This window comes from Bacillus vallismortis (genome assembly GCF_004116955.1).
Classification (GTDB): domain Bacteria; phylum Bacillota; class Bacilli; order Bacillales; family Bacillaceae; genus Bacillus; species Bacillus vallismortis.
Map to the genome: position 1 here is coordinate 2,334,801 of NZ_CP026362.1, position 26,183 is coordinate 2,360,983.

The 26,183-nt window shown below is 47.1% G+C and carries 22 protein-coding genes and 3 pseudogenes; 13 read left to right on the forward strand and 12 right to left on the reverse strand.

Annotated elements, in window-relative coordinates; all coding sequences use genetic code 11:
* The first annotated feature begins 202 nt into the window (after positions 1-202).
* From BV11031_RS12625 to BV11031_RS12640, 4 genes are all read left to right on the forward strand, one after another.
* Positions 203-1,060 carry a GNAT family N-acetyltransferase gene (locus tag BV11031_RS12625; protein WP_010329336.1) on the forward strand — a complete coding sequence of 286 codons (858 nt, stop codon included), beginning with the start codon at positions 203-205 and terminating at the stop codon, positions 1,058-1,060.
* A gap of 111 nt (positions 1,061-1,171) precedes the next feature.
* Positions 1,172-2,440 carry an MFS transporter gene (locus BV11031_RS12630; RefSeq protein ID WP_010329335.1) on the forward strand — a complete coding sequence of 423 codons (1,269 nt, stop codon included), beginning with the start codon at positions 1,172-1,174 and terminating at the stop codon, positions 2,438-2,440.
* Between the two features lie 7 nt (positions 2,441-2,447).
* The gene (locus tag BV11031_RS12635; RefSeq protein WP_010329334.1) at positions 2,448-3,563 is read left to right on the forward strand and encodes a mandelate racemase/muconate lactonizing enzyme family protein; all 1,116 of its coding nucleotides are present in this window, start codon (positions 2,448-2,450) and stop codon (positions 3,561-3,563) included.
* 95 nt (positions 3,564-3,658) lie between these two features.
* Positions 3,659-4,288, forward strand: coding sequence for a YitT family protein (locus BV11031_RS12640; RefSeq protein WP_026014477.1), 630 nt, complete (start codon positions 3,659-3,661; stop codon positions 4,286-4,288).
* Between the two features lie 43 nt (positions 4,289-4,331).
* Here the strand turns inward: BV11031_RS12640 and BV11031_RS12645 are convergent, their stop codons facing one another.
* On the reverse strand, positions 4,332-5,090 hold the full coding sequence (locus tag BV11031_RS12645) for a phosphosulfolactate synthase (protein ID WP_010329332.1): 759 nt from the start codon (positions 5,088-5,090) through the stop codon (positions 4,332-4,334).
* Positions 5,087-5,773: a 2-phosphosulfolactate phosphatase gene (locus tag BV11031_RS12650; RefSeq protein ID WP_010329331.1), complete on the reverse strand. Its 687-nt coding sequence runs from the start codon at positions 5,771-5,773 to the stop codon at positions 5,087-5,089. The genes BV11031_RS12645 and BV11031_RS12650 overlap by 4 nt, the downstream gene beginning before the upstream one ends.
* Positions 5,774-5,959: 186 nt before the next feature.
* On the opposite strand from BV11031_RS12650, the gene BV11031_RS12655 reads away from it, so the two are divergent.
* From BV11031_RS12655 to cysC, 3 genes are all read left to right on the forward strand, one after another.
* Complete coding sequence (locus BV11031_RS12655; RefSeq protein WP_010329330.1) at positions 5,960-6,673, forward strand: phosphoadenylyl-sulfate reductase; 714 nt, start codon at positions 5,960-5,962, stop codon at positions 6,671-6,673.
* Between the two features lie 108 nt (positions 6,674-6,781).
* On the forward strand, positions 6,782-7,951 hold the full coding sequence (sat, locus tag BV11031_RS12660) for a sulfate adenylyltransferase (RefSeq protein ID WP_010329329.1): 1,170 nt from the start codon (positions 6,782-6,784) through the stop codon (positions 7,949-7,951).
* Positions 7,948-8,559, forward strand: a complete 612-nt coding sequence (gene cysC / locus BV11031_RS12665; RefSeq protein ID WP_010329328.1) for an adenylyl-sulfate kinase — start codon at positions 7,948-7,950, stop codon at positions 8,557-8,559. The genes sat and cysC overlap by 4 nt, the downstream gene beginning before the upstream one ends.
* A gap of 13 nt (positions 8,560-8,572) precedes the next feature.
* Here the strand turns inward: cysC and BV11031_RS12670 are convergent, their stop codons facing one another.
* Positions 8,573-9,379 (reverse strand): alpha/beta fold hydrolase, encoded by an 807-nt coding sequence (locus BV11031_RS12670; RefSeq protein ID WP_010329327.1) that lies wholly within the window; start codon positions 9,377-9,379, stop codon positions 8,573-8,575.
* Positions 9,380-9,583: 204 nt separating this feature from the next.
* Between BV11031_RS12670 and BV11031_RS12675 the strand changes: the two genes are divergently transcribed.
* On the forward strand, positions 9,584-10,222 hold the full coding sequence (locus BV11031_RS12675; protein WP_010329326.1) for a pentapeptide repeat-containing protein: 639 nt from the start codon (positions 9,584-9,586) through the stop codon (positions 10,220-10,222).
* A gap of 7 nt (positions 10,223-10,229) precedes the next feature.
* Here the strand turns inward: BV11031_RS12675 and pdxR are convergent, their stop codons facing one another.
* Entirely contained in the window at positions 10,230-11,684 is a 1,455-nt protein-coding gene (gene pdxR / locus BV11031_RS12680) for a MocR-like pyridoxine biosynthesis transcription factor PdxR (protein WP_041952562.1), read from the reverse strand.
* Between the two features lie 82 nt (positions 11,685-11,766).
* On the opposite strand from pdxR, the pseudogene BV11031_RS12685 reads away from it, so the two are divergent.
* Positions 11,767-12,416 (forward strand): annotated as a pseudogene (locus tag BV11031_RS12685) (LysE/ArgO family amino acid transporter).
* Positions 12,417-12,465: 49 nt separating this feature from the next.
* Positions 12,466-12,974, forward strand: a pseudogene (locus BV11031_RS12690) (DinB family protein).
* 46 nt (positions 12,975-13,020) lie between these two features.
* On the opposite strand, the gene iolX reads toward BV11031_RS12690, so the two are convergent.
* The 3 genes from iolX to BV11031_RS12705 form a co-directional block, all read right to left on the reverse strand.
* Positions 13,021-14,049, reverse strand: a complete 1,029-nt coding sequence (gene iolX / locus BV11031_RS12695) for a scyllo-inositol 2-dehydrogenase (RefSeq protein WP_010329322.1) — start codon at positions 14,047-14,049, stop codon at positions 13,021-13,023.
* A 198-nt stretch (positions 14,050-14,247) separates the two neighbouring features.
* A complete protein-coding gene (locus tag BV11031_RS12700) occupies positions 14,248-15,270 on the reverse strand; it encodes a LacI family DNA-binding transcriptional regulator (RefSeq protein WP_129550770.1) in 1,023 nt (340 codons plus the stop codon).
* A gap of 17 nt (positions 15,271-15,287) precedes the next feature.
* Entirely contained in the window at positions 15,288-16,151 is an 864-nt protein-coding gene (locus BV11031_RS12705; protein ID WP_010329320.1) for an AraC family transcriptional regulator, read from the reverse strand.
* A 123-nt stretch (positions 16,152-16,274) separates the two neighbouring features.
* Here BV11031_RS12705 and BV11031_RS12710 point away from each other — a divergent pair, with 123 nt between their 5' ends.
* Positions 16,275-17,642 (forward strand): MATE family efflux transporter, encoded by a 1,368-nt coding sequence (locus BV11031_RS12710; RefSeq protein WP_010329319.1) that lies wholly within the window; start codon positions 16,275-16,277, stop codon positions 17,640-17,642.
* Between the two features lie 29 nt (positions 17,643-17,671).
* Here BV11031_RS12710 and BV11031_RS12715 read toward each other — a convergent pair.
* A pseudogene (locus BV11031_RS12715) lies at positions 17,672-18,501 on the reverse strand (phytoene/squalene synthase family protein).
* Between the two features lie 207 nt (positions 18,502-18,708).
* Here BV11031_RS12715 and BV11031_RS12720 point away from each other — a divergent pair.
* Entirely contained in the window at positions 18,709-19,176 is a 468-nt protein-coding gene (locus BV11031_RS12720; RefSeq protein ID WP_010329317.1) for a DinB family protein, read from the forward strand.
* A 144-nt stretch (positions 19,177-19,320) separates the two neighbouring features.
* On the opposite strand, the gene asnB is transcribed toward BV11031_RS12720, so the two are convergent.
* Positions 19,321-21,165 (reverse strand): asparagine synthase (glutamine-hydrolyzing), encoded by a 1,845-nt coding sequence (asnB, locus tag BV11031_RS12725; RefSeq protein ID WP_010329316.1) that lies wholly within the window; start codon positions 21,163-21,165, stop codon positions 19,321-19,323.
* Between the two features lie 169 nt (positions 21,166-21,334).
* Here asnB and BV11031_RS12730 point away from each other — a divergent pair, with 169 nt between their 5' ends.
* Positions 21,335-21,892 (forward strand): DUF2777 domain-containing protein, encoded by a 558-nt coding sequence (locus BV11031_RS12730; RefSeq protein WP_010329315.1) that lies wholly within the window; start codon positions 21,335-21,337, stop codon positions 21,890-21,892.
* Positions 21,893-21,922: 30 nt separating this feature from the next.
* Here BV11031_RS12730 and BV11031_RS12735 read toward each other — a convergent pair whose 3' ends face one another.
* The 3 genes from BV11031_RS12735 to BV11031_RS12745 form a co-directional block, all read right to left on the reverse strand.
* A complete protein-coding gene (locus BV11031_RS12735; protein ID WP_010329314.1) occupies positions 21,923-24,604 on the reverse strand; it encodes a peptidase S8 in 2,682 nt (893 codons plus the stop codon).
* Between the two features lie 173 nt (positions 24,605-24,777).
* Positions 24,778-25,134: a YisL family protein gene (locus BV11031_RS12740; protein ID WP_010329313.1), complete on the reverse strand. Its 357-nt coding sequence runs from the start codon at positions 25,132-25,134 to the stop codon at positions 24,778-24,780.
* 114 nt (positions 25,135-25,248) lie between these two features.
* A complete protein-coding gene (locus BV11031_RS12745; RefSeq protein ID WP_010329312.1) occupies positions 25,249-26,154 on the reverse strand; it encodes a fumarylacetoacetate hydrolase family protein in 906 nt (301 codons plus the stop codon).
* Between the last annotated feature and the right edge of the window lie 29 nt (positions 26,155-26,183).

Genomic DNA, 26,183 nt, shown 5'->3' on the forward strand with positions numbered 1-26,183 from the left:
AGTCAAAACCATTTTCGCGGAAGATACATACGACACCCTGCAAAAACCGGCAGACAAAGGCGTGCAGTCAGTATGGCACAATGCAAGACAACTTGTCTAAGGCTGCTACGCAAAGCTTGGCTGGGAACCGTTTGAGCTTCCTTCCCGGCATTGGCACACATGTTGTGATGTACAAAACACTCGGAAGAAGCAGGTGACCTGTATGAAGATAGCAGATGAGCTGATTGAGCTTCACGAAAAACATACCCCCGGTCTATTGCGGCTTTGCAGGCAAGCCGGGTGGCCGGATTATGGCGAACAAGAACTGAAAATGCTTGTCCAACAAGGACGCTTTTTCGGTTATCAAAATGACCGCGGAGACCTCATTTCCTGCATCGGCTTGTTTTTGTTTGGCCGTCTTGCTTCAATTGGACTCGTCATCGTGGATAAGGAATACAAACGGCTCGGTCTCGGGCGGCGGATGGTAAACGCGTGCATCAGCCAAACGGATGAAAGCACATCCATCAGGCTTTGCTCCACAACAGAAGGTTTGCCTCTTTATGAAAAAGCAGGTTTTCATACGGCGGGGTCAGTCCGAAAGTACAGCTGTCACAGGTTTCAACCGATTGAAAAGCGAGATTACCTTGATGCTGAACTGACCTCCTTTCGAGAACAAGACTTTCAAGCATTAGCCGCTGCCGACCTGGCGGCTTTTGGGGGAGATCGGTCAAACCTTCTGCAACAGCTTATTTCCGCTTCAGAGGAATGTATCATCGCCAGAAACAACGAGGGGCATCTGATTGGCTACGGCCTATCTGTACAGACACCTGCCAACTTGAAATTCGGACCCGTCATTGCGCCATCATCGGACATTGCTGAACGACTACTCAACAGGCTGGCCGCCGGCAAACAAGGTCCGATGCGCATCGATTTACCAGCAGAACACACATCGTTTCATAACAGGCTGATAAAAATGGGATTTCAAGGAGACGCAGAGGCACCGCTTATGCTTTACCAGGAAAAGATGCTACCTGACCAGAATGGACATTTATATGCGTTGATTTCACAGGCGCTCGGTTAACCCTCTTTTTTCCCGAACAGGCAGTTTCTGTTCGGTTTTTTGCTGTCTAAACGTTGAATAAACGAAGCTATCAGGGACATTCTAAGCAGAAGAAAAGGAGTGTGCTCTGAGATGGAATCATCAAAACAAAATAACGGAATGACGATTGTTGCAATTGGTTCAATTCCTTTAATATTAACACTTGGAAACTCAATGCTAATTCCGATTTTGCCAAAAATGAAATCTGAACTTCATTTATCACAATTTCAAGTCAGTCTCGTGATCACAGTATTTTCCTTGATTGCGGCGTTCGCCATTCCGATTGTCGGTTATCTCGCAGACCGGTTCTCAAGGAAAATCATCATTATTCCCTGCTTATTTCTGTATGGTGCCGGCGGCTTGTTAGCCGGATTTGCCGCAGGTTTTTTTGACAATGCCTACCCTTGGGTCATGGCAGGACGGGCGCTTCAAGGAATCGGGGCAGCCGGAACCGGCCCGATTGCCATGGCGCTGACGGGGGATCTGTTTAAAGGCGCCCAGGAAAGCAAGGTGCTCGGCCTCGTTGAAGCTTCAAACGGCATGGGGAAAGTGCTTTCGCCAATCATTGGCTCCCTTATCGCCCTGCTTGTCTGGTATGGCGCGTTTTTTGCCTTCCCTGTGTTTTGCATCATTTCGATCGTGCTGACTTGGGTTTTTATTAAAGAAAAGAAAAAGGAAAAAGAACCGCCCCCGATCGGAAAATACGCGAAAGGCCTGTTAAGTGTTTTTAAACATGAAGGCAGATGGCTATTTACCGCTTATTTAGCCGGTGCGACTTGTTTGTTTACCTTGTTCGGGATCCTTTTTTACCTATCTGATGTCCTTGAAAAAACGTACGATACCGACGGCGTCAAAAAAGGCTTGATTTTGGCGATTCCGCTTTTGGTCATGTGTGTGACGTCCTATATAACCGGAAGCAAAATCGGAAAAAAGCAATCGCTGATGAAAAAGCTGATCGTCCTTGGATTGGCTTTTATGACGGTTTCTTACGCGTCATTGTCTTTCATTGAAAATCTTGTGTTCTTTATCAGCGTTCTCGTGTTAAGCAGTATAGGGTCCGGCCTTGTCCTTCCTTGTGTGAACAGCTTTATTACCGGGGCTGTCGGTAAAGAAAGACGGGGATTTGTGACCTCGCTGTACGGATCGGTTCGCTTCTTGGGGGTTGCCATCGGGCCTCCCATTTTCGGCCGCCTCATGCAATGGTCCAGACCCGGCATGTTTTTAAGCATTGCGGGATTGACGCTTGTTGTCGGCATTCTCGTGATGTTGCTCATCCATGTGAATCAAAACAAAGAAGACACAAAGGAAAAAGAAGATTCTAAAAAGGCTGGCAATCGACTTCAGCCTGCTGAGGAAAGGTAGTATCAGTTTGAAAATCGAACGGGTTGAGACCTTTCCGCTTTTGCATCGATTGAAAGAGCCGTACGGAGACGCAAACGGATTCAAACAGTATCGAACTTGCTATCTCATCAGAATTGTCACAGAAAGCGGGATTGACGGCTGGGGAGAGTGCGTTGATTGGCTCCCGACTCTCCATGTCGGTTTTACCAAACGGATCATTCCTTATCTTTTAGGAAAACAGGCCGGCAGCCGCCTGCCATTAGTGCGCACGATTCAGAAATGGCATCAGCGCGCGGCCTCCGCCGTGAGCATGGCGCTGACAGAGATTGCGGCCAAAGCTGCGGATTGTTCGGTTTGCGAACTATGGGGCGGGCGGTACAGAGAAGAGATCCCTGTGTACGCCTCTTTTCAATCGTATTCAGATCACCCGCAATGGATCAGCCGTTCTGTTTCCCATGTAGAGCAGCAGTTAAAAAAAGGCTTTAAGCAAATCAAAGTCAAAATTGGCGGGACTGCATTTGAGGAAGATCTTCGGCACATTAACGCCCTGCAGCATACGGCCGGCAGCTCCATGACGATGATTCTGGACGCAAACCAAAGCTACGACGCCGCGGCCGCTTTCAAATGGGAACCTTATATTTCAGAGTGGATGAACATTGGCTGGTTTGAGGAGCCTTTGCCCTTTGATCAGCCGCAGGATTACGCGCTGCTCCGCAGCCGTTTATCTGTTCCAGTTGCCGGGGGAGAAAACATGAAAGGAGCGGCTCAATTTGCCTCCCTTCTTTCACAGCGGTGCTTGGATATGATTCAGCCTGATGTCATGCATGTCAACGGGATCGATGAGTTCCGGGACTGCCTCCAGCTCGCGCGTTATTTCGGCGTCAGAGCATCTGCACATGCCTATGATGGATCGCTTTCACGCCTATATGCTTTATTTGCGCAGGCCTGCCTGGCCCCATGGTCTAAAATGAAAAGTGACCAAATTGAACCGATTGAGTGGGACGTCATGGAGAATCCTTTTACAGATCTCATCAGCCTTCAGCCTTCAAAAGGAATGGTCCACATTCCGAAAGGCAAAGGCATTGGCTTAGACATCAATATGGACATCATCAGCCGCTATAAGTGGGATGGCTCAGCCTATTAAGCTGGGCCATTTCCTTTTTTGCAGACATAAATCTTGGACAGCCTCATAAAATGGAAACAGCGGACAAGTCTTTTCATAAAGGAGCAATTGACGTAATGGCTGAACTGCTGATGAAAGCAAAACTCACGTTTATGATTGTCGTAGGCGGCGTACTACAGGGACTCGGCATGTCCTTGTTTTTATTTCCGCATGATATTCCGACAGGCGGGGCAGCAGGTATTGCGGTGCTATTGCATTATCTGTTTCAGATTCCCCATGGCTTTTCAGTATGGGCCGTGAATGTGTCGATGCTTTTTACCGCTTTAAAATGGTTGGAGATGAGAACATTCACCGGCACCCTCGCCTCGATTACCGTCACCTCTGTCTCGGTATTGATCTTTGATGCGATTGTTCCGGATATCACATCAAACTTATGGATTGATCTGGCAAGCGGCGCTGTGTTATTGGGACTCGGTATCGGACTTTTATACAAATATAAAATTTCAAACGGAGGATTCGGAGCCCTTGCCCTGATGATTTCCATTTATCGGGGAGGCAATCCAGGAACGATCCTGCTCATCATGAATTGCATCATTTTTATGGTGACCGCTTCAATTATTGACTGGGGCATCGTGTTTCAAGCCCTGATATGCCAAGTGATATCAACAAGAGTCATTGATTTTATCTATAACATCCGCCTGACTTCCCTTCCCTATCTCACGCCTATGTACCGCCATAAAAAATAATAGGCAGAGGCTCTCAGTAGGCGAGAGCCCCGCAGCCACCGTTTTACAAATAAAAGGTATCGGATCTTAACCCTAAACGCAGCGTCTCCAACGCGATCGCATCTTGAAACGGGATGTTGGCCAGATTCACATTCGACCCGACCCTTTGGATAAACCCCTGCTGGAGCGTTTTGTTCGGCGCTTCAAAAATCAGCCTTGTGATATCAATATCCGAGGAAATGATGTCATCAACAATTTGAAACCGGACATCCCCGCTGCTGGAACAGATTCCGCCTGTCCCGCTTTCCCTTGCCTCCGTCATCACTTTTTCCGCACCCGCTTCCATATCCTCAACGATATACTCAAGCCATTCCTCGGAGCTTTGCCGGCTTGATAATTCCGCATCCTTGCTGCCCACCTCGCTCAGCACAAGAAATTCATCAGAAAAATCTGCAATATAAGCCGCTTTCTCTTTATTTGTCATTGGAAGCGTGCCATTTGAAATTTCGATATATTCACAGCCGAAATAGGTGCAGTACCGATGAAATTCATTCACTTTTTTCTGGCTTACATACTTTTCAAAAAGTGTGCCGCCAAAGAAAAATTGAATGTCGTGCTCTTTCAGCGTGCTGATTTTTTCTTCAAGGTCTTTCGTAAGTAATGATGTGCCCCAACCGAATTTCACAAAATCAATATAGTCAGACGCCGCGGTGATGACATCTTTGAAATATTGCAAAGGATAGCCGTTATCAATTAAAATGGTCTGCCCGGTTTCTCTCGGCTTGCTTGTTCTCACTGGCAATTCTAGTGAAAAATCATTCATATTATGACCCTCTCTATCGTAGGAACTTCTCTTTCTTGTCTCACTTTCATGACAAAATCGCCTGTCAATTCTTTTGTGCAATAGGCGATGTCTTCTGGATCAAACAATGGCTGGCGGCGGTCAAAAAATTTCTCCGCAACAGTAGAGCGATTGATTCTTTCCATCGCCTCCGCAGCCGTTACCTCATTTGTCCCTTCAATGATGCCCTTTATATACTGCGCACACGCCATGTCGTCATCACCTGACGGATGGGAAGCGACAATGTTGATCACGCAATTCTTGTCGCCAAGCGTTTTCACGTGCTCTGCCGTTGTTCTGGCGTTGGAAAATCCAGTCACGAACAGGTGCTTGGCGTTCAGCGCCCCTAACGCCGCTGTGACGCCGTTTGTTGTTTTCTGGATCAGGCGCTTATCCGCCATGTCCTGCTCCGCCATGCGTTTTGGCGAATTATCCAAATCAAATCCGCTGATACCGACCCCCTTTTCTTCTCCCGTCAATACGTAATCCGGATAGGTGTTTTTCAGTGCAAAGGCTTCGTCAGCTGTCCGGACCAAGTAAATCTCTTTCGCCCCGCCGATAAACGCATAATGGGCGACCGTAAAGGCTCTGATGACATCAATGACGATATGAATATCCCCCGGGGCAAGCGTATGATGATGCCCCTGATAAATGGTAATCGGCATAATACCTCTCCTTGGGCATAAAACCATTTTGCTTAAAAGCATATTCAGGCGGTCTCTTAATGGTTCCGCTCCTCATTTTAGGCGCGGGCCGCACCTGAAAAACCTGAACCTTTATGCAAAACATGAATAGTCTGCCTATAACTCGATCAATAGATAAAAAACAGAGATGCAAACGGGGGGAAAACGTTGAAGGAGCAAATCATCACTTATGACACGTGGAACGACACGCTGTCCAAACAGATAACAGATCAATTGATCGATGAGCTCGATGTGTTGAAATGGGCTTTCCGAACATACGGGGATAAGATTGTGTACGCGTGCAGCTTTGGTGCAGAAGGAATGGTGCTACTCGATCTCATATCAAAAATCAACAAAAACGCGCACATCATCTTTTTGGATACAGGGCTGCATTTTCACGAAACGTATGAGCTGATCGAGACCGTCAAAGAGCGATATCCGGCATTTACAATCCAGCTGCTCAAACCCGAGCTCAGCTTAAAAGAGCAAGAAACAAAATACGGTGGAGAACTGTGGAAACATAACCCGAATTTCTGCTGCCAATTAAGAAAAATTGAACCGCTGCAAAAGCACCTGTCCGGCATGACAGCTTGGATTTCGGGACTGCGCCGTGAGCAATCACCCACGAGAAAGCATATTCAATACGTGAATCTTGACCTGAAGTTCAAACTGATCAAAATTTGCCCACTCATCCACTGGACATGGGATGACGTTTGGACGTACATCCGCCTGCACCATTTGCCTTATAACAAACTGCACGATCAACATTACCCGAGCATAGGCTGTGAAATGTGTACGTTGCCTTCCTCGGACCCGGACGATGAGAGGGCCGGAAGATGGGCCGGACGGGAGAAAACAGAATGCGGCCTGCATCAAAATTAATGGCGGCATGTCTTTGTTAAGGGATTGAAAACATGTTGAGCGCTGCTAAAGCTTTCAGCAAGCGCAGATAAGAAAACAAAGCAAACGTAAAAATGGAGGTTGAACACGTTGAATGGAAACGAACCCCATGGAGGGGTGTTAATCAACCGCTGCGAACCCGCATGCCATTTTGAAGGGTGCACGTGCGAAGCGGAGCTGGACCAACTTGCACTGAGCGACCTGGAGCTTATCGCGATCGGCGGCTACAGCCCGTTAACTGGGTTTTTGGGAGAAAAAGATTATCATTCTGTTGTGAAAGAAATGAGGCTGGCAAACGGATTGCCGTGGAGCCTGCCGATTACGCTAACGGTCAAGGAAGAAACAGCAAACAAGCTGTCTGCCGGAGATCGTGTCAAGCTTGTGAGAGACGGCGTTGCCTACGGCATGATCACAGTCACTGATATTTACCGGCCTGATAAAACACAAGAAGCGCTGTCTGTTTATAAAACAACCGATCCTGCCCACCCAGGCGTAAAAAAATTGCTGGAGCGTCAGGATTACTATATCGGAGGGCCTGTCACGGTCAGCCGCCTTCCCGACAAATCCTTCGAACAGTTCTATGCGGCGCCTGCCGAAACAAGAGCGGCCTTTACAAAACTCGGCTGGAAAACGATTGTTGGTTTTCAAACCAGGAACCCTGTTCACAGAGCGCATGAATATATTCAAAAAACAGCGTTGGAAACGGTCGACGGTCTGCTGCTTCACCCGCTTGTCGGAGAAACGAAGTCAGACGATATCCCGTGTGATATCAGAATGGAGAGCTATCAGGTTTTGCTTGATCACTATTATCCAAAGGATCGTGTCATGTTATCGGTTTTCCCTGCCGCCATGCGGTATGCAGGTCCGCGTGAAGCGATTTTCCATGCGCTCGTCCGCAAAAATTACGGCTGCACCCATTTTATTGTAGGCCGAGATCATGCGGGTGTCGGCAGCTATTACGGAACGTACGACGCGCAACATATTTTTCAATCATTCACAGAAGAGGAGCTGGGCATCAAGCCGCTGTTTTTTGAACACAGCTTTTACTGCCGGAAATGTGGAAACATGGGCACCTCAAAAACGTGTCCGCACAGCCCAAGAGACCACATCCACTTATCGGGCACAAAAGTGAGAGAGCTTCTTCGCCAAGGCAAAAAGCCGCCTAAAGAATTCAGCCGGCCTGAGGTCGCCAACGTGCTGATCAAGGGACTTCATCAACAGCCTGTTGCGATCCAGCAAAACAACGGGGGATTGCAATGACTCACAAACCGAACATCATTTGGCACCCCGCTGCCATTTCAAAGTCTGACAGACAATCCTTAAACGGACACAAAAGCTGCGTCCTCTGGTTTACCGGGCTGTCAGGCTCAGGAAAATCGGTGCTGGCCAATGCCGTTGATGAAAAGCTGTACCGGATGGGCATTCAGAGCTATGTGCTTGACGGCGATAATATCCGCCACGGCTTAAACAAAGACCTTGGTTTTCAGACTGAAGACAGAATTGAAAACATCCGCCGGATCGGAGAAGTGTCGAAGCTGTTTGTCGATAGCGGGCAAATGATTTTAACGGCTTTTATTTCTCCATTCAGAGAAGACCGTGACATGGTCAGAGCGCTCTTTCCTCAAGGAGAATTCTTTGAAATTTACGTAAAATGCCCGCTGCATGTCTGCGAACAGCGCGATCCGAAGGGCCTTTATCAAAAAGCGCGAAACGGAGAGATCAAACATTTTACCGGGATCGATTCTCCGTATGAAGCGCCGCTTTCACCGGACTTCATCATTGAATCAGACCAGATCTCTATTTCCGATGGAGCTGAAATCATCATTACGGAACTGCAAACCAAAGGCATCATAAAAAAACCCGAATGATATCGGGTTTTTCTTATGATTTGGCGAATTGCGCAATCAAACGGTTCATCTTCTCTTTTTCCTCATAAAAAGCCCCGTGCCCGCTGTTTGCAAACGGAACCAATTCCGACTGCTTGATGCCGCGCTTCAATTCTTTCGCGAAATCAAACGGTGCAATTTGATCCTTACTCCCGTGCAGGATCAGCGCTGGAACTTTGATTGACACAAGATCCTTTCTGAGATCCTCGTCTCTTAATGCATGGCCTGAGCGGATCGTCCCGTAGGAGGAAGCCTCCAGCATCAAATTGAGAAACCACCCCCTGAGCTCTGGTGATACCTCTTTCTCAAAAAATTGTTTCCCTAAATCATCCAGCGTTTTTGGCCGATCCATTTTGAATTGTTCAATCATATCGTCAATATCCTGCTTCCTCATCCCGTACGGATAACCCGGGCGTTTTGTAAATGCGGGCGCCGCTGCTGACAATAAAATCAGCTTATCAATATCCGCTCCATCATGCCTTGCCATATAACGGATGGCAATGGCGCTGCCCATCGAAAAACCGGCAAGCACCGCGTTCTCAAGCTGCAGCGTATAAATGACTGCCTTCACATCGTCGGCCATCGTATCATAATCGTAGCCTTCCCAAGGGCGGTCAGATTGCCCATATCCCCGGAAATCAATGCCAATAAAACGAAATCCTCTTTTCGGAAGCTCATTCATTTGATATTCAAACATCTTATGATTCAACGGCCACCCGTGCAAAAAGATGATCGGCCTTCCATGCCCGATATCCTCTACAAACAATGTGACATGCTCCTCGGTTTTGACGTAATGCCCCATTCCGCATTCCTCCTGTTCCCTTTTCTTTCCCGGCCTGTAAACGCCTTGACGCACAGGAAGCTTTCCATTTATGCTTACAAAACAAGCGGGCTGCTGTACCAAGAAAAGGCTCTTCACGATTCACTATATGTAGCAATCCCCGTAACGATCTATTAAATTGATCCCGGAGACTTCTGGTTTTCGGGCAGCAAAGGATGTCATCACATGAATAAAATAGTGATTCAAAAACCGCACATACCGGAAAGCCTGCAAACCGCAGATTTTCATGAAACCGTGACACAGGATGATGTGGTCAGCATGCATTTGTTTGAAAATTGTACAATCTGCGGTGCAGATATTGAAAGACTTTGTATCGAAAAATCGATATTTAGAAATGTCGTATTTATTGATGTGTCTTTCCGGCATATTGAACTGACCGATGTGGTCTTTGAAAAATGTGATCTGTCAAACGCCGATTTCAGCGGGGCTGTCATTCACAGAACTTCCATTAAGCAATCCAAAATGGTTGGAATGAATGCAGCGGACTCAACGCTGCGGAATGTTTCGTTCGAGGAGTGCCACGGACATTTCAGTTCTTTTTCGTACTCAAATATGAAACAGGTTCGTTTTGCGCACTGTACCCTTATGCAAAGCGAGTGCAGCAATATGACGCTCCAGCAGACACACTTTGACGGATGCGAACTGGAAAGCGCCAACTTTACCGGCACATCCCTTCAGAACATGGACATCAGCACGTCCCGTTTTGACCAGCTTCACGTCTCCCTCGACAAATTGAAAGGCTGTAAAATCGCGCCGGAGCACGCGATTGCTCTCGCCAGGGCGCTTGGAGCTGTCGTAGTATAACAAATGCTTAAGACATCATCAGGCGGCGGGCTGTATCAGCTGCCGCTTGAATGCCCGTTTCCAAATCCGCAAGAGATGCATAAGAATATGACAGCCTGATGCTGCTTCGCTCTTCGCCGTTGTAAATAGAACCGGGATTCACCAGCACCTGCTGTTTCAGCAGTTCATGAAAGAAACGGCTGACAGGCAAGGGTTTGTGAAATGTCACCCATATATAAAAGCCGCCGGCGGGAATCCGCCACGTGGCGATGTCTCCGGCATATCGCTTGAGAAACTGAACTGCCGCGTCTCTCTTTTGTTTTAAGACCCCGCGTATCCAAGTCAGATGCTTTTCATAATGCCCCTGCGACAGCCATTCGGCGGCCGCCCACTGGGACAATCCGCTCGAGCCGTAGTCTGTCTGCATTTTAATGTCGGCCAGCCGTTCAATGACCGGTTCCGGTCCGGCCAGCCAGCCGATTCGAAGGCCAGGGCTCACTGTTTTTGAAAACGTGCCCACATATAAAACATTGCCTTCATGATCCATTGCTTTTAACGGCTGTGGCGGTTTTTCTTCAAACCATAAATCACCGTACGCATCATCCTCAATAATCGGCAGCTGCTCTTTTTTTGACAGGCCGATGATCTCTTTCCTTCGCTGCTCTGACATGACAGTGCCCGTCGGATTATGAAACGACGGTATGGTGTAAAGCAGCTGTCCCCCGTATTGTTTTCGATAAGAAGAAACCAGCCCCGTTTTGATTCCCGATTCATCCATCGGCAAGCCGCGAAGCCGCATCCCCGCTGATTGAAACACATGCAATGATTGAAGGTAGGACGGCTTTTCGGTCAAAATGACAGAACCTCGTTTTAAAAGCCCGATCGAGATGAGCTGAAGCGCCTGAAGTGCCCCGGACACAATGAAAATCGCTGACGGTGATACATGGATCTGCTTGCTTTTTAAATGATCCGCCACTGCCTCCCTCAACTTAGGATTTCCTTTCGGCTGCTCGTATCCTAAAGACAGGGCGTGCGGATTGATCTGCTGAAACATCCGGCGCATTGTGTCAACAGGCAGCAGATCCGGTGAAAGCTCCCCTGTGCCTAATCTGATGATATCCGCTCTTGGTTCGTTTTGATGAATCCCCTGAATGATAGAAGAATTTGGGTGATGAATGCCCGAACGGACGTAATCGTTCCAATCGAGCGGAGGCTCAGCCGCCAGCACGCTCCACGTACTGTTTACAACCTTCGTGCCCCCGCCCCTTCTCCCCTCTAACAGGCCTTGAGATGTGAGTTCATCAATGGCTACTGTCACTGTGCTGCGGTTCACTTGAAACATATCGGCCAGCGTTCTCTGCGAAGGAATTTTCGTCCCCACAGCCCACTCTCCGTGAAGAATTTTATCTTTCATGTATTGTTCGATCTGCCGATGCAGCGGAACATCCGAATATCGGCTTGGCTGCCATTGCGTCAAGGTCATCCCCCCTCTTTTCTTCACATTATACATTTGGCTGGTTCTCATCCCAACCAAATGGCCGGTGACTCGGGAAAAAATCTCCCTTATGATTGAAAAAACAGATGTGAAAGGAGTTTTTTCCGCATGAATGCAATCATTCACGGAGTTGTGCTTGCCTTTGGCCTCATTTTGCCGCTGGGAGCGCAGAATGTATTTATTTTTCAGCAAGGGGCGTGGCAAAGGCATATTTGGCGGGCACTTCCTGCCATCATCAGCGCTTCTGTCTGCGATACTCTGTTAATTGTTTTAGCTGTTGCTGGCATATCTGTCATCGTCCAGCAGCTGCCTGTGTTTGAGACAGTCATGATGGCCGGCGGATTTTTGTTTCTCCTCTATATGGGCTGGGTGACTTGGAACAGCCGTCCGGAAGCAAACCAAAATGAGGAAAATACGTTCACAGCTAAAAAACAAGCTGCGTTTGCGGCCGCCGTTTCTCTTTTAAATCCGCACGCTATTCTGGACACGATCGGCGTCATTGGCACGAGCTCGCTCCAATACTCTGGGAATGAGAAATGGCTCTTTATGACCGCATGCATCGCCGTGTCTTGGATTTGGTTTATCAGTCTTGCGATAGCGGGACGGCTGTTTCAGACAATGGATACAAGCGGCAGGCTTATGCTGATCCTAAACAAATGCTCGGCAGTTGTAATGTGGATAGCAGCAGGATATTTCGGGGTATCATTATTCAGAAATTAAAGGGAAAACAAAAGAGACAGCGAATGTCATAGAAAAGGAGGCAATGCTGATGACTGATGCTAAACAGTTTATGACTACCATACCTGGGCAAACAAGCGAATATTCAATCATATCGAAAACCTGCCAGAGGAAACGGCTTATCAAGAAGTACAGAGCGTATTCCCTTCTATCAGCGATGTGCTGCTTCATATGTGCAGGGCTGACTACATTTGGCTGAAGACTCTTTCAGGAGCAACCTACCAAGAGGTCATAGACAGCGTCGGAAAATTCGAGGCCGCGCATCGTAATTTGGCAGTGATAAAAGAGCATGTTTCTGAACTGGAGGCACAGTATCACGCTTTCTTCAGCCGCCAGACGGACTTTGAACAGCAGGTCTTATTTCAGCATCCGACACACGGGACACTGGCAACAACTTATACAGGAGTCATCCTGCATGTCGTCAATCACGGCACGTATCATAGAGGGAACGTGACCGCTATGCTGAGACAGCTTGGCCATCCAGGCGTACCTACTGATTATGTGTACTATTTATATGAAAAGAAAGAAAGCAAGGGCTAACTGTCCTTGCTTTTTTGATCGCAAAGATGTGCGGGAGTGCCGACGCCTATAAACGAATATGAGCACGATTCACATCCAGCTGTACAGGCCTGCCGGATCGATACGAATGGGTCGCGGCAATGCCGACTTCTAAATTGATCGTTGCATCGACATCTGTCACGATCGGTGTTTTTCCATCCCGCACACACTCGGCAAAGTGCTGCAGCTCTAAGCAGTAGGCTTCATGAAAACGAGTTTGAAAGTCTGGGATAATATCATAGCTGCTCCCTTTAGACGTCAGGATGGTCACATGTTGATTTCTCAATGTTCCTATGAAAATACTGCCCTCTGTCCCGATAACTTCCGCCCGGATGTCATGTCCGTATGGAGAGGTTCTGCTTGCCTCGACGTCCCCCGCTGCGCCGGAGTCAAATTCGATATACGTCAGCGCCTGATCGACATCACCATACTGCTCCATAAACGGGTTGTTCAGGATCCTGCCGTGTCCGGAAACAGAAGTGATTTCCGCTTTCAACAAATAACGGGCGATATCATAGTCATGGATGGAGCAGTCTATAAAGATCCCGCCGCTGTGTTTGATAAACGCTGCCGGAGGCGCTCCCTGGTCACGCGTAAAGCCTTTATAATAGATGGGTTTGCCGATTTCTCCAGCGTCGATCCGCCGTTTGGCATCTGCGTACGCGGGATCGAATCGCCTCATAAAGCCGACTTGGCAAATGACGCCGGTCTCTTTCACTTTTTCAGAAACCGCTTTTGATTCCTCAAGGCTTAATGTTAACGGTTTTTCAACGAAGATGTGTTTTCCGTTCTCCGCTGCTTTGATGATCATATCGCCATGTGTGCTTGTCGGCGTTACGATAATGACAGCGTCAATGCCGGGATCTTCTAACAGCTCATTCGGGTTCTCAGACCATTTTTCGATACCGAATTCTTTGGCAACCTGCTCCGCTCTCCCTTTCATCGGATCAGCGACACTGACCAGCTTTGCTCCCGAAACACGGGTGACGAGATTTTTCGCATGATCATAGCCGAGCCGTCCTAATCCTAATACCGCGCATCTTACTTGATGTTCCACGTCCCATCCTCTCCTTTACCGCATTTTTGAACCGCTTTAGGAAAGCGCTTTCTTCCGATAGCTAAAAAAACAGCGCTCCAAACTGCTTTCACACCTTGCGCAAGCGCTTTCTCAAAAGGTGGTTTCATTTTACAATGTCTTATGCCTGCACGCAATATGTTTTTTGGCTTCAACTGTCAACATGAAAAAACCCGCTCATTAGCGGGCTCGTGTTTTGAGCGGTGATGTGGAATGCCTGACCACAAGCTCAGGCGGCAGCACGATTTTTTGTTTCGTCTTTCGTTTTCCTTCGATGGCTTCGGCCAGCAGCTCGATGACGCACTGCCCCATATCTTTAATCGGCTGGGCCACGGTCGTCAGGGGCGGGGCCGCCATTTCTGCAAGTATGGTGTTATCAAAACCGATGATGGAAAGGTCATCCGGCACTTTTATGCCTCTTATCCTCGCAGCTTGTATGGCGGCGCAGGCCAGTACGTCGTTGAAGGCAAAAATAGCCGTCGGGGCGTTCCTGTCCAGCAATTTTCCCGCTTCTTCTTTGCCGCTTTCCAAAGAAAACCGCGTCGGAACGATAAGCGATTCATCGACAGGCACGTTCGCCTCCTCCATCGCCTGGCGGAAGCCTTTGATCCTGTTTTTTTCACCCGTTGTTGATCCGTCCCCAACAATGCAGGCGATGTTCGTATGCCCGAGTGACAGCAGGTGCTTGGCTGCCTCATAACCGCCGCGAACGTCATCCATGACAACAATATCCATCGGAAGCAGCGGCTTATCCTGCGAAATCATCGCAAGCGGAATTTGTTCGCTGGCGATTTCCTCCAAAGCAGACATGCTGTCATGATTCTCAATCCCAGTCGCAAAAATAATGCCGTCCACTTTTTTCTGCTTCAGCACTGAAAAATACTTTGTTTCTTTTTTCGGATCGTAATCAGTGCTGCAAATCATCATTTGAAAACCGAGCTCATCCGCCTTTTCCTCAATGCTTTTGGCCAGTTCGCAGTAAAACGGATTTGAAATATCTGGCGTCACAAGCGCAATCATATTCGTTCGTTTTCCCGTCAACGCCGCGGCATGGACATTGGGCGTATACGCCATTTCCTTCATGACATTGATCACCTTCTGCCGCGTTTTGCCGCTGATTCTGCCGGTATTGTTAATGACACGCGACACCGTCGTAATCGAGACCCCCGCCGCCCTTGCCACATCGTAAATGGTCGTTTTCATATTCATCCCTCGTCTGGTTATTGAACTTTCCGGCTGACAATTTTCCGGTATTCAATTGGTGAAATGCCTTCTATCTGCTTGAAGAGTTTGGAAAAGTATGTCGGGTCTTCCATTCCGACTGTTTCCGCAATGACGCCCATTTTATCGTTTGTAGAGGATAGAAGACGCTTCGCTTCCGTCATTCTCACCCGGTTCGTATATTGTGCCGGGGTAACGCCGAGCACCTGTTGCATGCAGCGGCTCACATAATCCTGATGATAGTGAAGGGCGAGTGATAGATCTTTGATTGTCGTTTTTTCCTTATAATGCTCCTGTAAGTACCGGGCCGCCTCCCAGGCAACCCGCTCTTTCGCAGACGGAATTTGAAACGCCTCTTTTTGAAGATGCAGCATCAGCTCCTCAAATAAGATTTGTTTTCTAAGCGGCAAATCGGAGTTTTCCGCGGAGTAATCGATCAGCCTTTCAAACTGCTGCGCCATAAACTGCGGGCGCTGCACCTTGCCTTTTCTCGGCAAAGCCAGTCCGTAGCGGGCCGGCTCCACGAAGCTCCCTTTCTCCTGTTGCAGCTCAGACCAATTGCTGCCTCCCTTTGCCGTCAATTCATATCGGTTTTCATCAAAGTGAAGCCAATAATAGGAGGTCGCTTCATCACTGCCCTTCGTTCCATAGTGTTCAAGACCGGGAGAAAGCAAGATGTACTCGCCTCCCTCTACAGAGAACGATTGTTCATTTTCCGTTATATATAACGTTCCCTGCTTGACGTATATCAGGTCAAACACAGAGAATACGCGTTTTACATGGGTTTCTCCCCTTTTAAAAACCCCTTCTCCGGCTGCGATAAATACCGGGAATGGGGGAACTGTAAACTGGATGCGGGGCATTTTGATCATCCTCCTTTTTAAGTCGGATTTTTGCAAGAAGTATCGTTTATCTCCCTTTTTATTATAAGGAAATGGAGGTACACTTTAAAACGTTGATTTTATTTACGAAAGGGGTTAGACACAATGAAACAAGCTGTCTTCAAATCAACTGCTTTGAAAAAACCCGCTGACAAATCGTTTTCCTTATTTACGCTTACTTGGCCGATCTTTATTGAGGTCTCATTATATATGTTTATGGGTAATGCCGATACACTGATGCTCAGCCAATACTCAGACAACAGCGTGGCAGCAGTCGGCGTCAGCAACCAGATTTTGAATTTAATTATCGTGATGTTCAGCTTTATCGCAACAGGAACGACCGTGATCATTTCACAATTTTTAGGGTCACGGCAAAAGAAAGAAGCCATGGAAGTCGCTTATGTGTCAATCGGCGCCAACTTCTTCATCAGCCTTGCCATCAGCGCCCTTGTCTTTTTCGCAGCGGTCCCTCTCCTTCATATAATGGGATTATCAAACGAACTGATGCCTGATGCGAAAGTCTTCTTGCAAGTTGTCGGAGGTCTGTCCTTTATTCAAGCTTTAATCATGACATTCAGCGCGATCTTAAAAAGCTATGGTTATACAAAAGATACGATGTTTGTCACAATCGGCATGAACCTTTTCAATATTGCCGGAAACTTTATTGTGATTTTCGGCCTGTTTGGCTTTCCTGTTCTCGGCGTTACCGGTGTGGCCATATCCACATCTATCGCCCGCGTCATCGGATTAATCGCGATGATTGTCATTGTCAACAAACGCATTCAGCTTAAGATGTCACTGAAAAAAGTCTTTCATATGCATAAAGAGCATTTGCGCAAGCTGCTGAAAATCGGCATCCCTTCTGCGGGAGAACAGCTTTCATACAACCTGTCGCAAATGATTGTCACTTATTTTATCGCCATCATGGGCGCGCAGGCTTTAACAACAAAAGTGTACACGCAAAATATTACGATGTTTATTTTGCTGTTCGGCACCGCGATCAGCCAGGGCACGCAAATTTTAATCGGCCGCTATATCGGCGGCAAACAGTTTGACGCCGCTTATGAGCGCTGCATGAAGAGCTTATATTGGGCACTCGGAATTGCCGCGGCAACATCAGTTTTAATGACGATCTTTTCAAAAAACCTGATCGGCATCTTTACACAAAGCCCTGATATTATCGCGACTGCGAGCCTTTTGATTGCGATGACGATTATTCTTGAACCGGGCCGTTCATTTAACGTCGTCATAATCAACTCCTTGCGGGCGGCTGGCGATGCGAAATTCCCTGTCTACATGGCCATGATTTCGATGTGGGGCATCGGGCTCCCTCTTGCTTATCTATTCGGCATCCACCTCGGTTTCGGTCTTGCCGGCATTTGGATTTCCTTTATCGCGGACGAATGGGTCCGGGGAATCTTAATGTATAGAAGATGGCGCTCACGCATCTGGATTCAAAAAGGTATGGCATAACACCCGGCACAAACAAGGTCGGGTGTTTTTTATATGTCAGACAGAATCCCCTTCGCTTCGTTCTCCGTGACCTCGTATTGCTGGCGAAAGACATCGTGCTGCGCCGACCGGATTTTTTCTAAAACAGCACGGTGCAAATGAATAGCGGCTTTCACCGTTTTTTGAGAATACTGCGGACATAGCGGCAAGGCATCCTGACACTCCTCAAGGTAGGCTTCCGCTTCAAAAGCGATATACTCCCATGTCATTGTGAACGGCTTATTGACGATTCCCTTCTGAAGATCGTCCTCTGTATAGCCGAATTGCTGCATCACCTGCCGGGGGATGCGGTTTTTTTGCTGTTGGCTCGTGCCGAGATCACGTAAGGTTCGAATCAGCTGTATAGCCAAGCCGAGAGAGACGGCTGCTTGTTTGAGCTGATCTTGGTTTCGGCGTGTCAGTATCGGCAGCAGCATCAATCCAGCCGCACCGCCCGTCTGATATGCGTGCATGAGCAGTTCATCAAGGCTTTCGAAAGGTTTATCTTCCGCTTTCTGTGCGGCAAAGAACTCACGAAATGGCTCGCTGTCCAATGTAAAGGTCTGGTACGCATGGCTAAAAGCCTTCCACAAAAAATGATTCCCGTTATATGTCCCGGAAAAAACCTGTTCCGCCTCAGCTTCAATAGCAGATAACGCGTTCTCATCCGCATTGGCCGCCGTATGGCAAAACGACAGTACCGCCCAAGCAGCTTGTCTTTGCTTTAGCGGGAGAAATGAGAATGCTTTGAAACAGGCTGGCGCGCAATCGCTGACGATCTGCCCGCACTGCTGATAGGCTTCTTTTATCTCTTTCATTTCTTTTCACTCCTATGTATCACTGCTTCTTCCAGTCTATTATGTTTTTTCCCAATTGTATATGAAGAAAAAGCCGATTCAAACTCTTTGTAAAAGGTAAGTGAGTATGTTTTTATGATGACAGCTACACTTGTCTTTCATGTCACAGGCAGGTTACTTCAATAAAAAGAGGAATGTAAGGGGAAAAGGATAATTGTTATTTGATGTATTCTATTAGTGGAGTGATGTGAATGATAAAATTTTTTGAGTATAACAGGCAGGTAAGGGATCAATGGTTTACTTGGTGTCATCAACTAACCACTGAAGAGTTGCTGAAAAATCGTCTTGGTGGAGTAGGAAGTATTTTATATACCCTTTTTCATATTATTGACGTGGAATATAGTTGGATTCGTGCTATCCAAGGGAAAGAAGATATCGTTGTTCAGTTCGCTGATTATCATACACTAGATCAGGTTAAATCCCTTTCAAATCGTTTCCGGACTGACATTATTGACTTTTTAGATACAAAAGCAGATGAAATAAAACATGAACTTGTAAGCGTTCCTTGGGATAAAGAGGAATTATATACGAGAGATGATATATTGCACCATATCATAGCTCACGAAATTCACCATATCGGCCAACTTTCTGTATGGGCCCGGGAATTAAAATTAAGCCCCATATCAGCTCATTTCATCGGGAGAAAATTGAACTATTGAAGTAACGGAGGGCTTTCGTGCAACAAGCCATGCTTCAATATAAAAAAGGATAAGTAGAGCCTATTTTCTGCCCACCTATCCTTTTTTTAGTTTATAAGTCTGACATTCCATTGGGAACCTTGTAGATCATCATGTTAAATACCTTTATCCCTCATCAATATCAATGCGATACGCTTCAAACCATGTATGGATTTGAGCTAGATGGGCGATCAGCTGAGGCCCCTTCATAAGCTGCCCGAACCACGGAACCTTGAAAGAGGAGCCTTCCGTTTCTAAAAGCTGATCCAATTGTTTTCTGTCCAGCAGCGTATGGAGCACGGAGTCTTTTTGGTTTCTGATCGTTTTCAGCCATTCACTGACGCCTTTTGTATATTCCGGGTGGTGTGTTTTCGGATACGGGCTTTTTTTGCGATACAGAATGTCATCTGGCAAAATGCCCTCGAGCGCTTTGCGTAAAATGCCTTTTTCCCGGTTGTCATGCATTTTCATTTCCCATGGGATATTCCATACATATTCTACGAGCCGGTGATCAGCGAACGGCACCCGCACTTCAAGGCTCGCTCCCATGCTCATGCGGTCCTTCCGATCCAAAAGGTTCGTCATAAACCAAAGCATATTTAAATAGAAAAGCTGTCTTCTTGCTTTGTCCACACCCGTTTCTCCGTCTAATAGTGGTGTTTCCGCCAAGGTTTCTTCGTATTTGGCATTTACGTATTCTTTGAGATTCATTTTTTTCTGCCATGATTCAGAAAGCAGCTTGATCCGTTCCTCTGTCGATCTCATCCATGGAAAGCCCGACTCCACGTCTGCCGTATGGAACCACGGATAACCTCCGAAAATCTCATCCGCGCACTCTCCCGACAGGCTGACGACAAAGTCCTTTTTGATTTCCCGGCAAAACCACAATAGGGATGAGTCGACATCAGCCATTCCCGGCAAGTCTTTGACCAGCACGGCTTCCTCCAAATGATCGACGAGATTCTTTTGGCTGATAACGCATTTGTGGTGAGTTGTGCCGAAGGCCTCTGTCATTTTTTCGATCCAAGGCCCATCATCATTCGGCTGAAAAGCGCTTGCTTGAAAAAATTTATCGTTCTCTTCGTAATCAATCGAATAAGTATGAAGCGGCGCATTTCCTTCCTTTTCAAAATGGCCTGCCGCAACCGCCGTAATGGCGCTTGAGTCCAGTCCGCCTGATAGGAACGTACAAACCGGCACATCCGATACAAGCTGCCGCGTCACCGCGTCCTGAAACAACGATCTGACATTGGCAACCGTGTCATCAAAACGATCCGTATGGTGTTGGCTTTCAACATTCCAATAACGCCAAATATTCAGTCCGTCTTTGGAAAACGTCAGCGCGTGAGCCGGACGGACTTCTTTTATGCCTTTAAATACACCAGTGCCCGGTGTTCTGGACGGTCCGAGCCCGAAAATTTCAGAAAGCCCTGTTCTGTCCACTCGCGCTTTGATCTCAGGGTGCGCGAGGATCGCTTTGATCTCTGACCCAAAGAGAAAAGAAGATCCTTGCTCCGTATAAAAAAACGGCTTCACGCCGAGACGGTCTCTCGCGGCAAACATGAGATCGCGCTTTTCATCCCACACAGCAAAAGCGAATATGCCATTGAGATGGTCTACACAGTCTTCCTGCCATTCAATGTAGCTGTGCAACAGCACCTCGGTATCTGATGTCCGCTCGAACTGATGGCCCCGCGCCCGCAATTCTTTGCGCAGATCCTCCGTGTTATACAGCTCTCCATTGTAAATAATGGTGTACGTACCCCCTTGAAAGGTGCATGCCATCGGCTGGCGCCCGCCTTCAATATCCACGACCGCCAGCCTTTTATGTCCGAATAAAACATGGTGCTCTCCCCAAACGTTAGAATCATCAGGCCCCCGTTTGGAAAGAGTGTCTGTCATTCTATTCATCGTTTGTTTTTCCTGGACGAGCTGCTTTTTAAAATCGATCCAACCCGTAATTCCACACATGTGATATCAGCTCCAATCCCGTTTCTTTCATAACAAATTCGTTTCTTTCAGCACCTTAGTAAGTTTATGCATCTATAGGCAGATAGTTGATTTGTCCATAAAAGAGTTGTATGGGACAGGCTTGAATTGGAAAGAAAAGAGAGGAAAGAAGAAAAAGGAGACAACATTGATGAAACGGAAACAATTATTATATAAAGAAGAACGAAAGTGGGAATACGGCACCATTTTTATTGAAGACGGCATCTGTTTAATCGAAACCGGAGAAGGCGAGATCCTTCTCGCGGACAGTCTCCATCACAGCCCAATCTGGATTCATCATAAAGGAAAGTGGGAGCAGGCCAGCTTTCAGAAGCAATCGGTTCTATCATGCGGTGAAGAAAACATCTCCCTTTCAGGCGGAGAGCGCATTCGTTATGAAAAATCAGTCAAGCGGCCGCTCATCGCGCTTTTGGATTCGCTTGATGACGAAACCTTTCTCGCATTTTTACAGCACTTGCACAGTTTTGGCTTATCGGTATTCGATTGCGTGTTTTCTTATAATAAAGACGTCTTTTCGAATACTTCGGAGGAGCAGGGTGTTTCTTTTTATCATTTTTCAAACGACACCGCCCAATGCGCGATGCAGCATCACTACAGCCATGACGGGACAGGCGACCGGTTCGAATGGACGGCTTCAAATGGAAAGCGTTCCATTATGTATTCAGCCGTCCAGCGGGGGCGCAAATAAAAAAGCGGTGCAGGGAGCACCGCTTTTAGATTACTTTTCAACAACAACTTTTACATCCTTGCTTTCTTTTTTGTCTGGGTCAGCAGCCGTGACGTACAGCACCGTTCCGGCTTTTTGTTTTTTGATTTTCACCGAAAATGTTCCTTTCGCGTCAGCTGTGGCAGAAGCAATGACTTTCTTTGATTTGTTTTTCACTCTGATCATCGCTTTGCTGTTCGCCTTTCCTTTCACAGCCGTATCCTTCGCTTTCATCGCGTTTACTTTCGGTGTGCCGGAAGGTTTCCCTTTAACAACGACAACTTTATACGAGGTTTTTGCATCGCCTTTTGCCGCTTTCACATACAGCACTTGATCAAGTTTTTGAGTCGGGATATTGACCTTGAACGCACCGTCTTTTTCGGCTTTGGCGCTGCCGAGTTTTTTCTTGCCGTTCATGACCTCGATAAGCGTGCCTTCCTTCGCGCTTCCTCTGACAGCTGTTTGTGTGTTTTCAAGCTTGTTGACCTTGAGCTGTATATCAACCGCGCTGACAGCCTTCATGACATTCAGCCGCCCGTAACCTGAGTGCCAGTCTACTCCAGGCGTCTTCGGAATGTCAATCGGATCGCCATTATCGTCATACATTTCTTCTTCCTCGCCATCAACGCTTTCAAAGGAAATATCGTCCGCCGTCTTTTTCAAAATATCCTCTGCTTCTGTTCTTTTCAGCTTTGGATTTTGAGCAAACAACAAGCCCGCAGCTGCAGCAGCATATGGCGTCGCCATGGATGTCCCGCTCATGTACGTGACATTTCCGTTCGGCACTAAGCTCGGGATATCAGACCCTGGTGCGGAGATATCAAGACCCTTTCCATAGTTAGAAAAATCCGCGGTCATATCCATGCGGTTCGTCGCCCCGACTGACATCACATATTTAGAAGAAGCGGGATAAGATAAGGAATTGGCTCCGTCATTCCCGCTGGCTGCGGCAATCAAGACATTTTTGTCAGCTGCGTATTTCAAAGCAAATTCAAGCACGCGGCTATAGCCTCCGCCTAAACTTAAATTAATCACCTTGGCTCCTTTGTCAGCAGCATATTTGATGCCGAGGGCAATTTGTTCAGTATCTCCGTAACCTGTAGAATCAAGCACTTTTACGGGGATGATTTTCGCTTTGGCGTTCAATCCAGTCATCGAGAAGCCATTATCGCTTTGGGCGGCGATAATGCCTGCGACGTGTGTCCCATGCCCTTGATCATCCATTGCGTCGTTATTCCGTCCGACAAAATTGCGTCCAAGATCGGTTCTTACTTTTCCTTTTAAATCGGCAAGCGAGCTGTCCACACCTGTGTCTACCACCGCAATCAAGGTATCGTTCAGCTTGCGTTTGGACAGCAGGGTGCTGGCAGGCTCGTATTTCACATCCGCGTTTTTGACACCGCCGTTTTCACCATTGTTTTTGAGCGGCCATTGATAAGGATATTGAATATCATTTGCCAGGCTTTTGTATTCCTGCACAGGCTCCGCAAACTCTACGTTAGACATTTTGGATAATGTCGCAGCAGCGCTTTTGACCCGTTTTGCGCTTGCCGTATATGTGCCGTTTCGTTTCTCGTCTTTCGGAAGCTCAAATGAATACAGATTGTCAAACAGTTTCTTCGCCTTTTTCACATTGGAAATGTCTTTTTTCGATTGCGCGCTCGCAGAAAACCCCTTCATTTCATTATGTACGGATGAGAGGCTTTTATTGTTCTTCACCTTGAAAATGACCTTTGTTGTTTCAACTTCACTTTTTGCCGCCATTTTGTTTTCTGTTAGAATGTTTCCAGCTGTTTTGCCTTGCAGCTGCTTCATATTGAATCGTTCCGCCTGCTTCTTCATCTTTTCTTTAAGAAAAGACGGGACTGATTGTAAAGCTTTCTCGTATAGCCGATTGATCGCTTTTTGATCCTTTTCAGTTATCTGATATGAAGAAGACGCTCCGTTTTCAGACACATCATCAAACAATGGCTTTAATGTCATAAGATCCTGATAGATTTCATTTCTCGCTGTTTTATTGAGTGCGAGCTTCGCCACGATAAACGGCGCCGCTTTGTAGTAAAGGCTAGTCAGCTCTTTGCCTTCTGCTGTTTGGCTCAGCTGCTCATCACGAATCGCTCTCAGCTTGTCCAAGATGCTTTTGCCCGATTTTTTCTGATCGACACTCATTTCCACCGGACATGCTTCTTCCTGTTCTACATCTGACGGCTGCTTATTGGTGCCTTTATACCCAATCGTATACTTGGCTTCCGCAGGGGCTTCTACCGTCCCGCCGTCCTCTGGCTCTTCTTCTCCAAGGTATTCAACTTTTACATAGTAAGGGCCGTTCCACGCGTATGGAAAAACAATGTCGTTTTTTCCATCATCTTCCGAGTAAGAACGGTACATCTCAAACGTTTCATCTTTAAGCGCTTTCTCCTTGCTAGGATATACAGATACATTCAATACTGAATCACTCTTTACGGACAGTGCCATATGTGAGTTTTTCTGAATATCCGCTTTTCCCGGGGTCACTTTGTACCATTTCACCTGTTCCGGTTCCTTCATAGTGCCTGTTTGTTCTTTGCCGTTTTCCAGAGCAGCCGCCTGATCGATCGCACCGGCTGCCGCTTTGGTTCCCGGAGAAAAAAGACTGAAGATCAGTGCAAAAATGAGCACTGCGGCTACAAACGAGCTCCATTTTCTGCGTTTCATGATATCCCTCCTGTAAAATGATGAATCTTCTTGAAGGTATCACAATTTCATAGAACGAGATACCGTTCACAGGTAATTTTAAGGTTATTTTAAATGTTTTTGGGATATTAGGAAAATAGTAACAAAAACCCAGCTCCATTCATAGAGCCGGGTTCACGTTCGCACTGTTTCTATTAAAATAAGTGAAAGCCGATTGGCAAATGCAGGCCGAGCAGCACTGTCAGCACAAGGACAATGACGAAACCGATCCAGAGGCCTCCGGTTGATTTGCCTTTTTTCTTGCGGATGAGGAGCATTTCCATCAGGCCGATGGTAATAATGCCAAGAATCATTTTCCCAGCGTATTCTCCGTTCCAGTTGGCGAATTGTATAAACAGCCAAGCTCCTGTCCAAATAATTAGGATATAGAATAGCCGCAGAATCATATGGGTGATTTTGGCGCCCTTCGCACTTCTTGACGAATACAGTGAGTAGCTGACGAAAAGCAGAATCAGCGCTACCACCCATGTTGTAATATGTAAGTGTGTCATACAGGTTCCCCCTATCAGATAATTTACCCCACCTATCGTACCATGAACTTATCCTCTGCCACAAAGATGAATCACAGAAAAAACGGGCGGGTCCGCGTCCGCCCTTCTGTTGATTCAGCCGATATGATTTGACAGCGTTCCGATCGGATCAATCGTAATGTCGATTTTGTCACCTGGCCGCAAGAATTTTGGCGGCGTAAATCCCTTTCCGACGCCAGACGGCGTACCAGTGGCAATGATATCTCCCGCTTCAAGCGTCATCCCCTTGGAGAGGGTTTCAATTAATTCCGGAATGGAAAAGATCATATCGCTCGTAGAACCGGATTGGCGCAGCTCGCCGTTGACTCTTGTTTCAACCTTGAGACGCTCAGGCTCCTGAATCGATGATTGATGGACAAGGACAGGTCCCATCGGACATGTGGTATCCAGGCTTTTGCCGATAAAAAACTGCTTATGCCTTTTTTGCAGATCACGCGCCGTGATATCATTCACAATCGTATATCCGAAAATATGGTCATTGGCATTTTCTTTTGAAATGCGGGTGCCGCTTTTTCCGATGACAACAGCAAGTTCTCCTTCATAATCGAGCTGAGAAGTGACCTCTTCATGGCTGTTTACGGTATCACCATGCCCTGTAACCGTTACCGGCGATTTTGTAAACACCATCGGATGTTCCGGAATGTCAGCCTCGCTTCCCATTTCAATCGCGTGATCCCTGTAGTTTTTGCCGATGCAGATGATATTTTTTGATGGCTTAGGAATTGGTGCATGGAGCTTCACCTCAGATAAAGAATAGATAAATGATCCCAGCTCATCATTCGGTTTTTTTGCCCACTCGGCCAGCTGCCTTGCATGTGAAACGAATTTATCCCCTTCTGCGATACATTCAATCAGCGAGCCCGGAATCGTCTCTAATTCAAACAGTTTTTTTTCAGCCTTTTGCAAATCCATGATTTTCTCATCATCAATGATCAGGCCGACAAACATTCGGTTGTAAAGTTCCCCTGTCGCAAATTTCATGTTATTCCTCCATCGTCTTTTAAATCAGA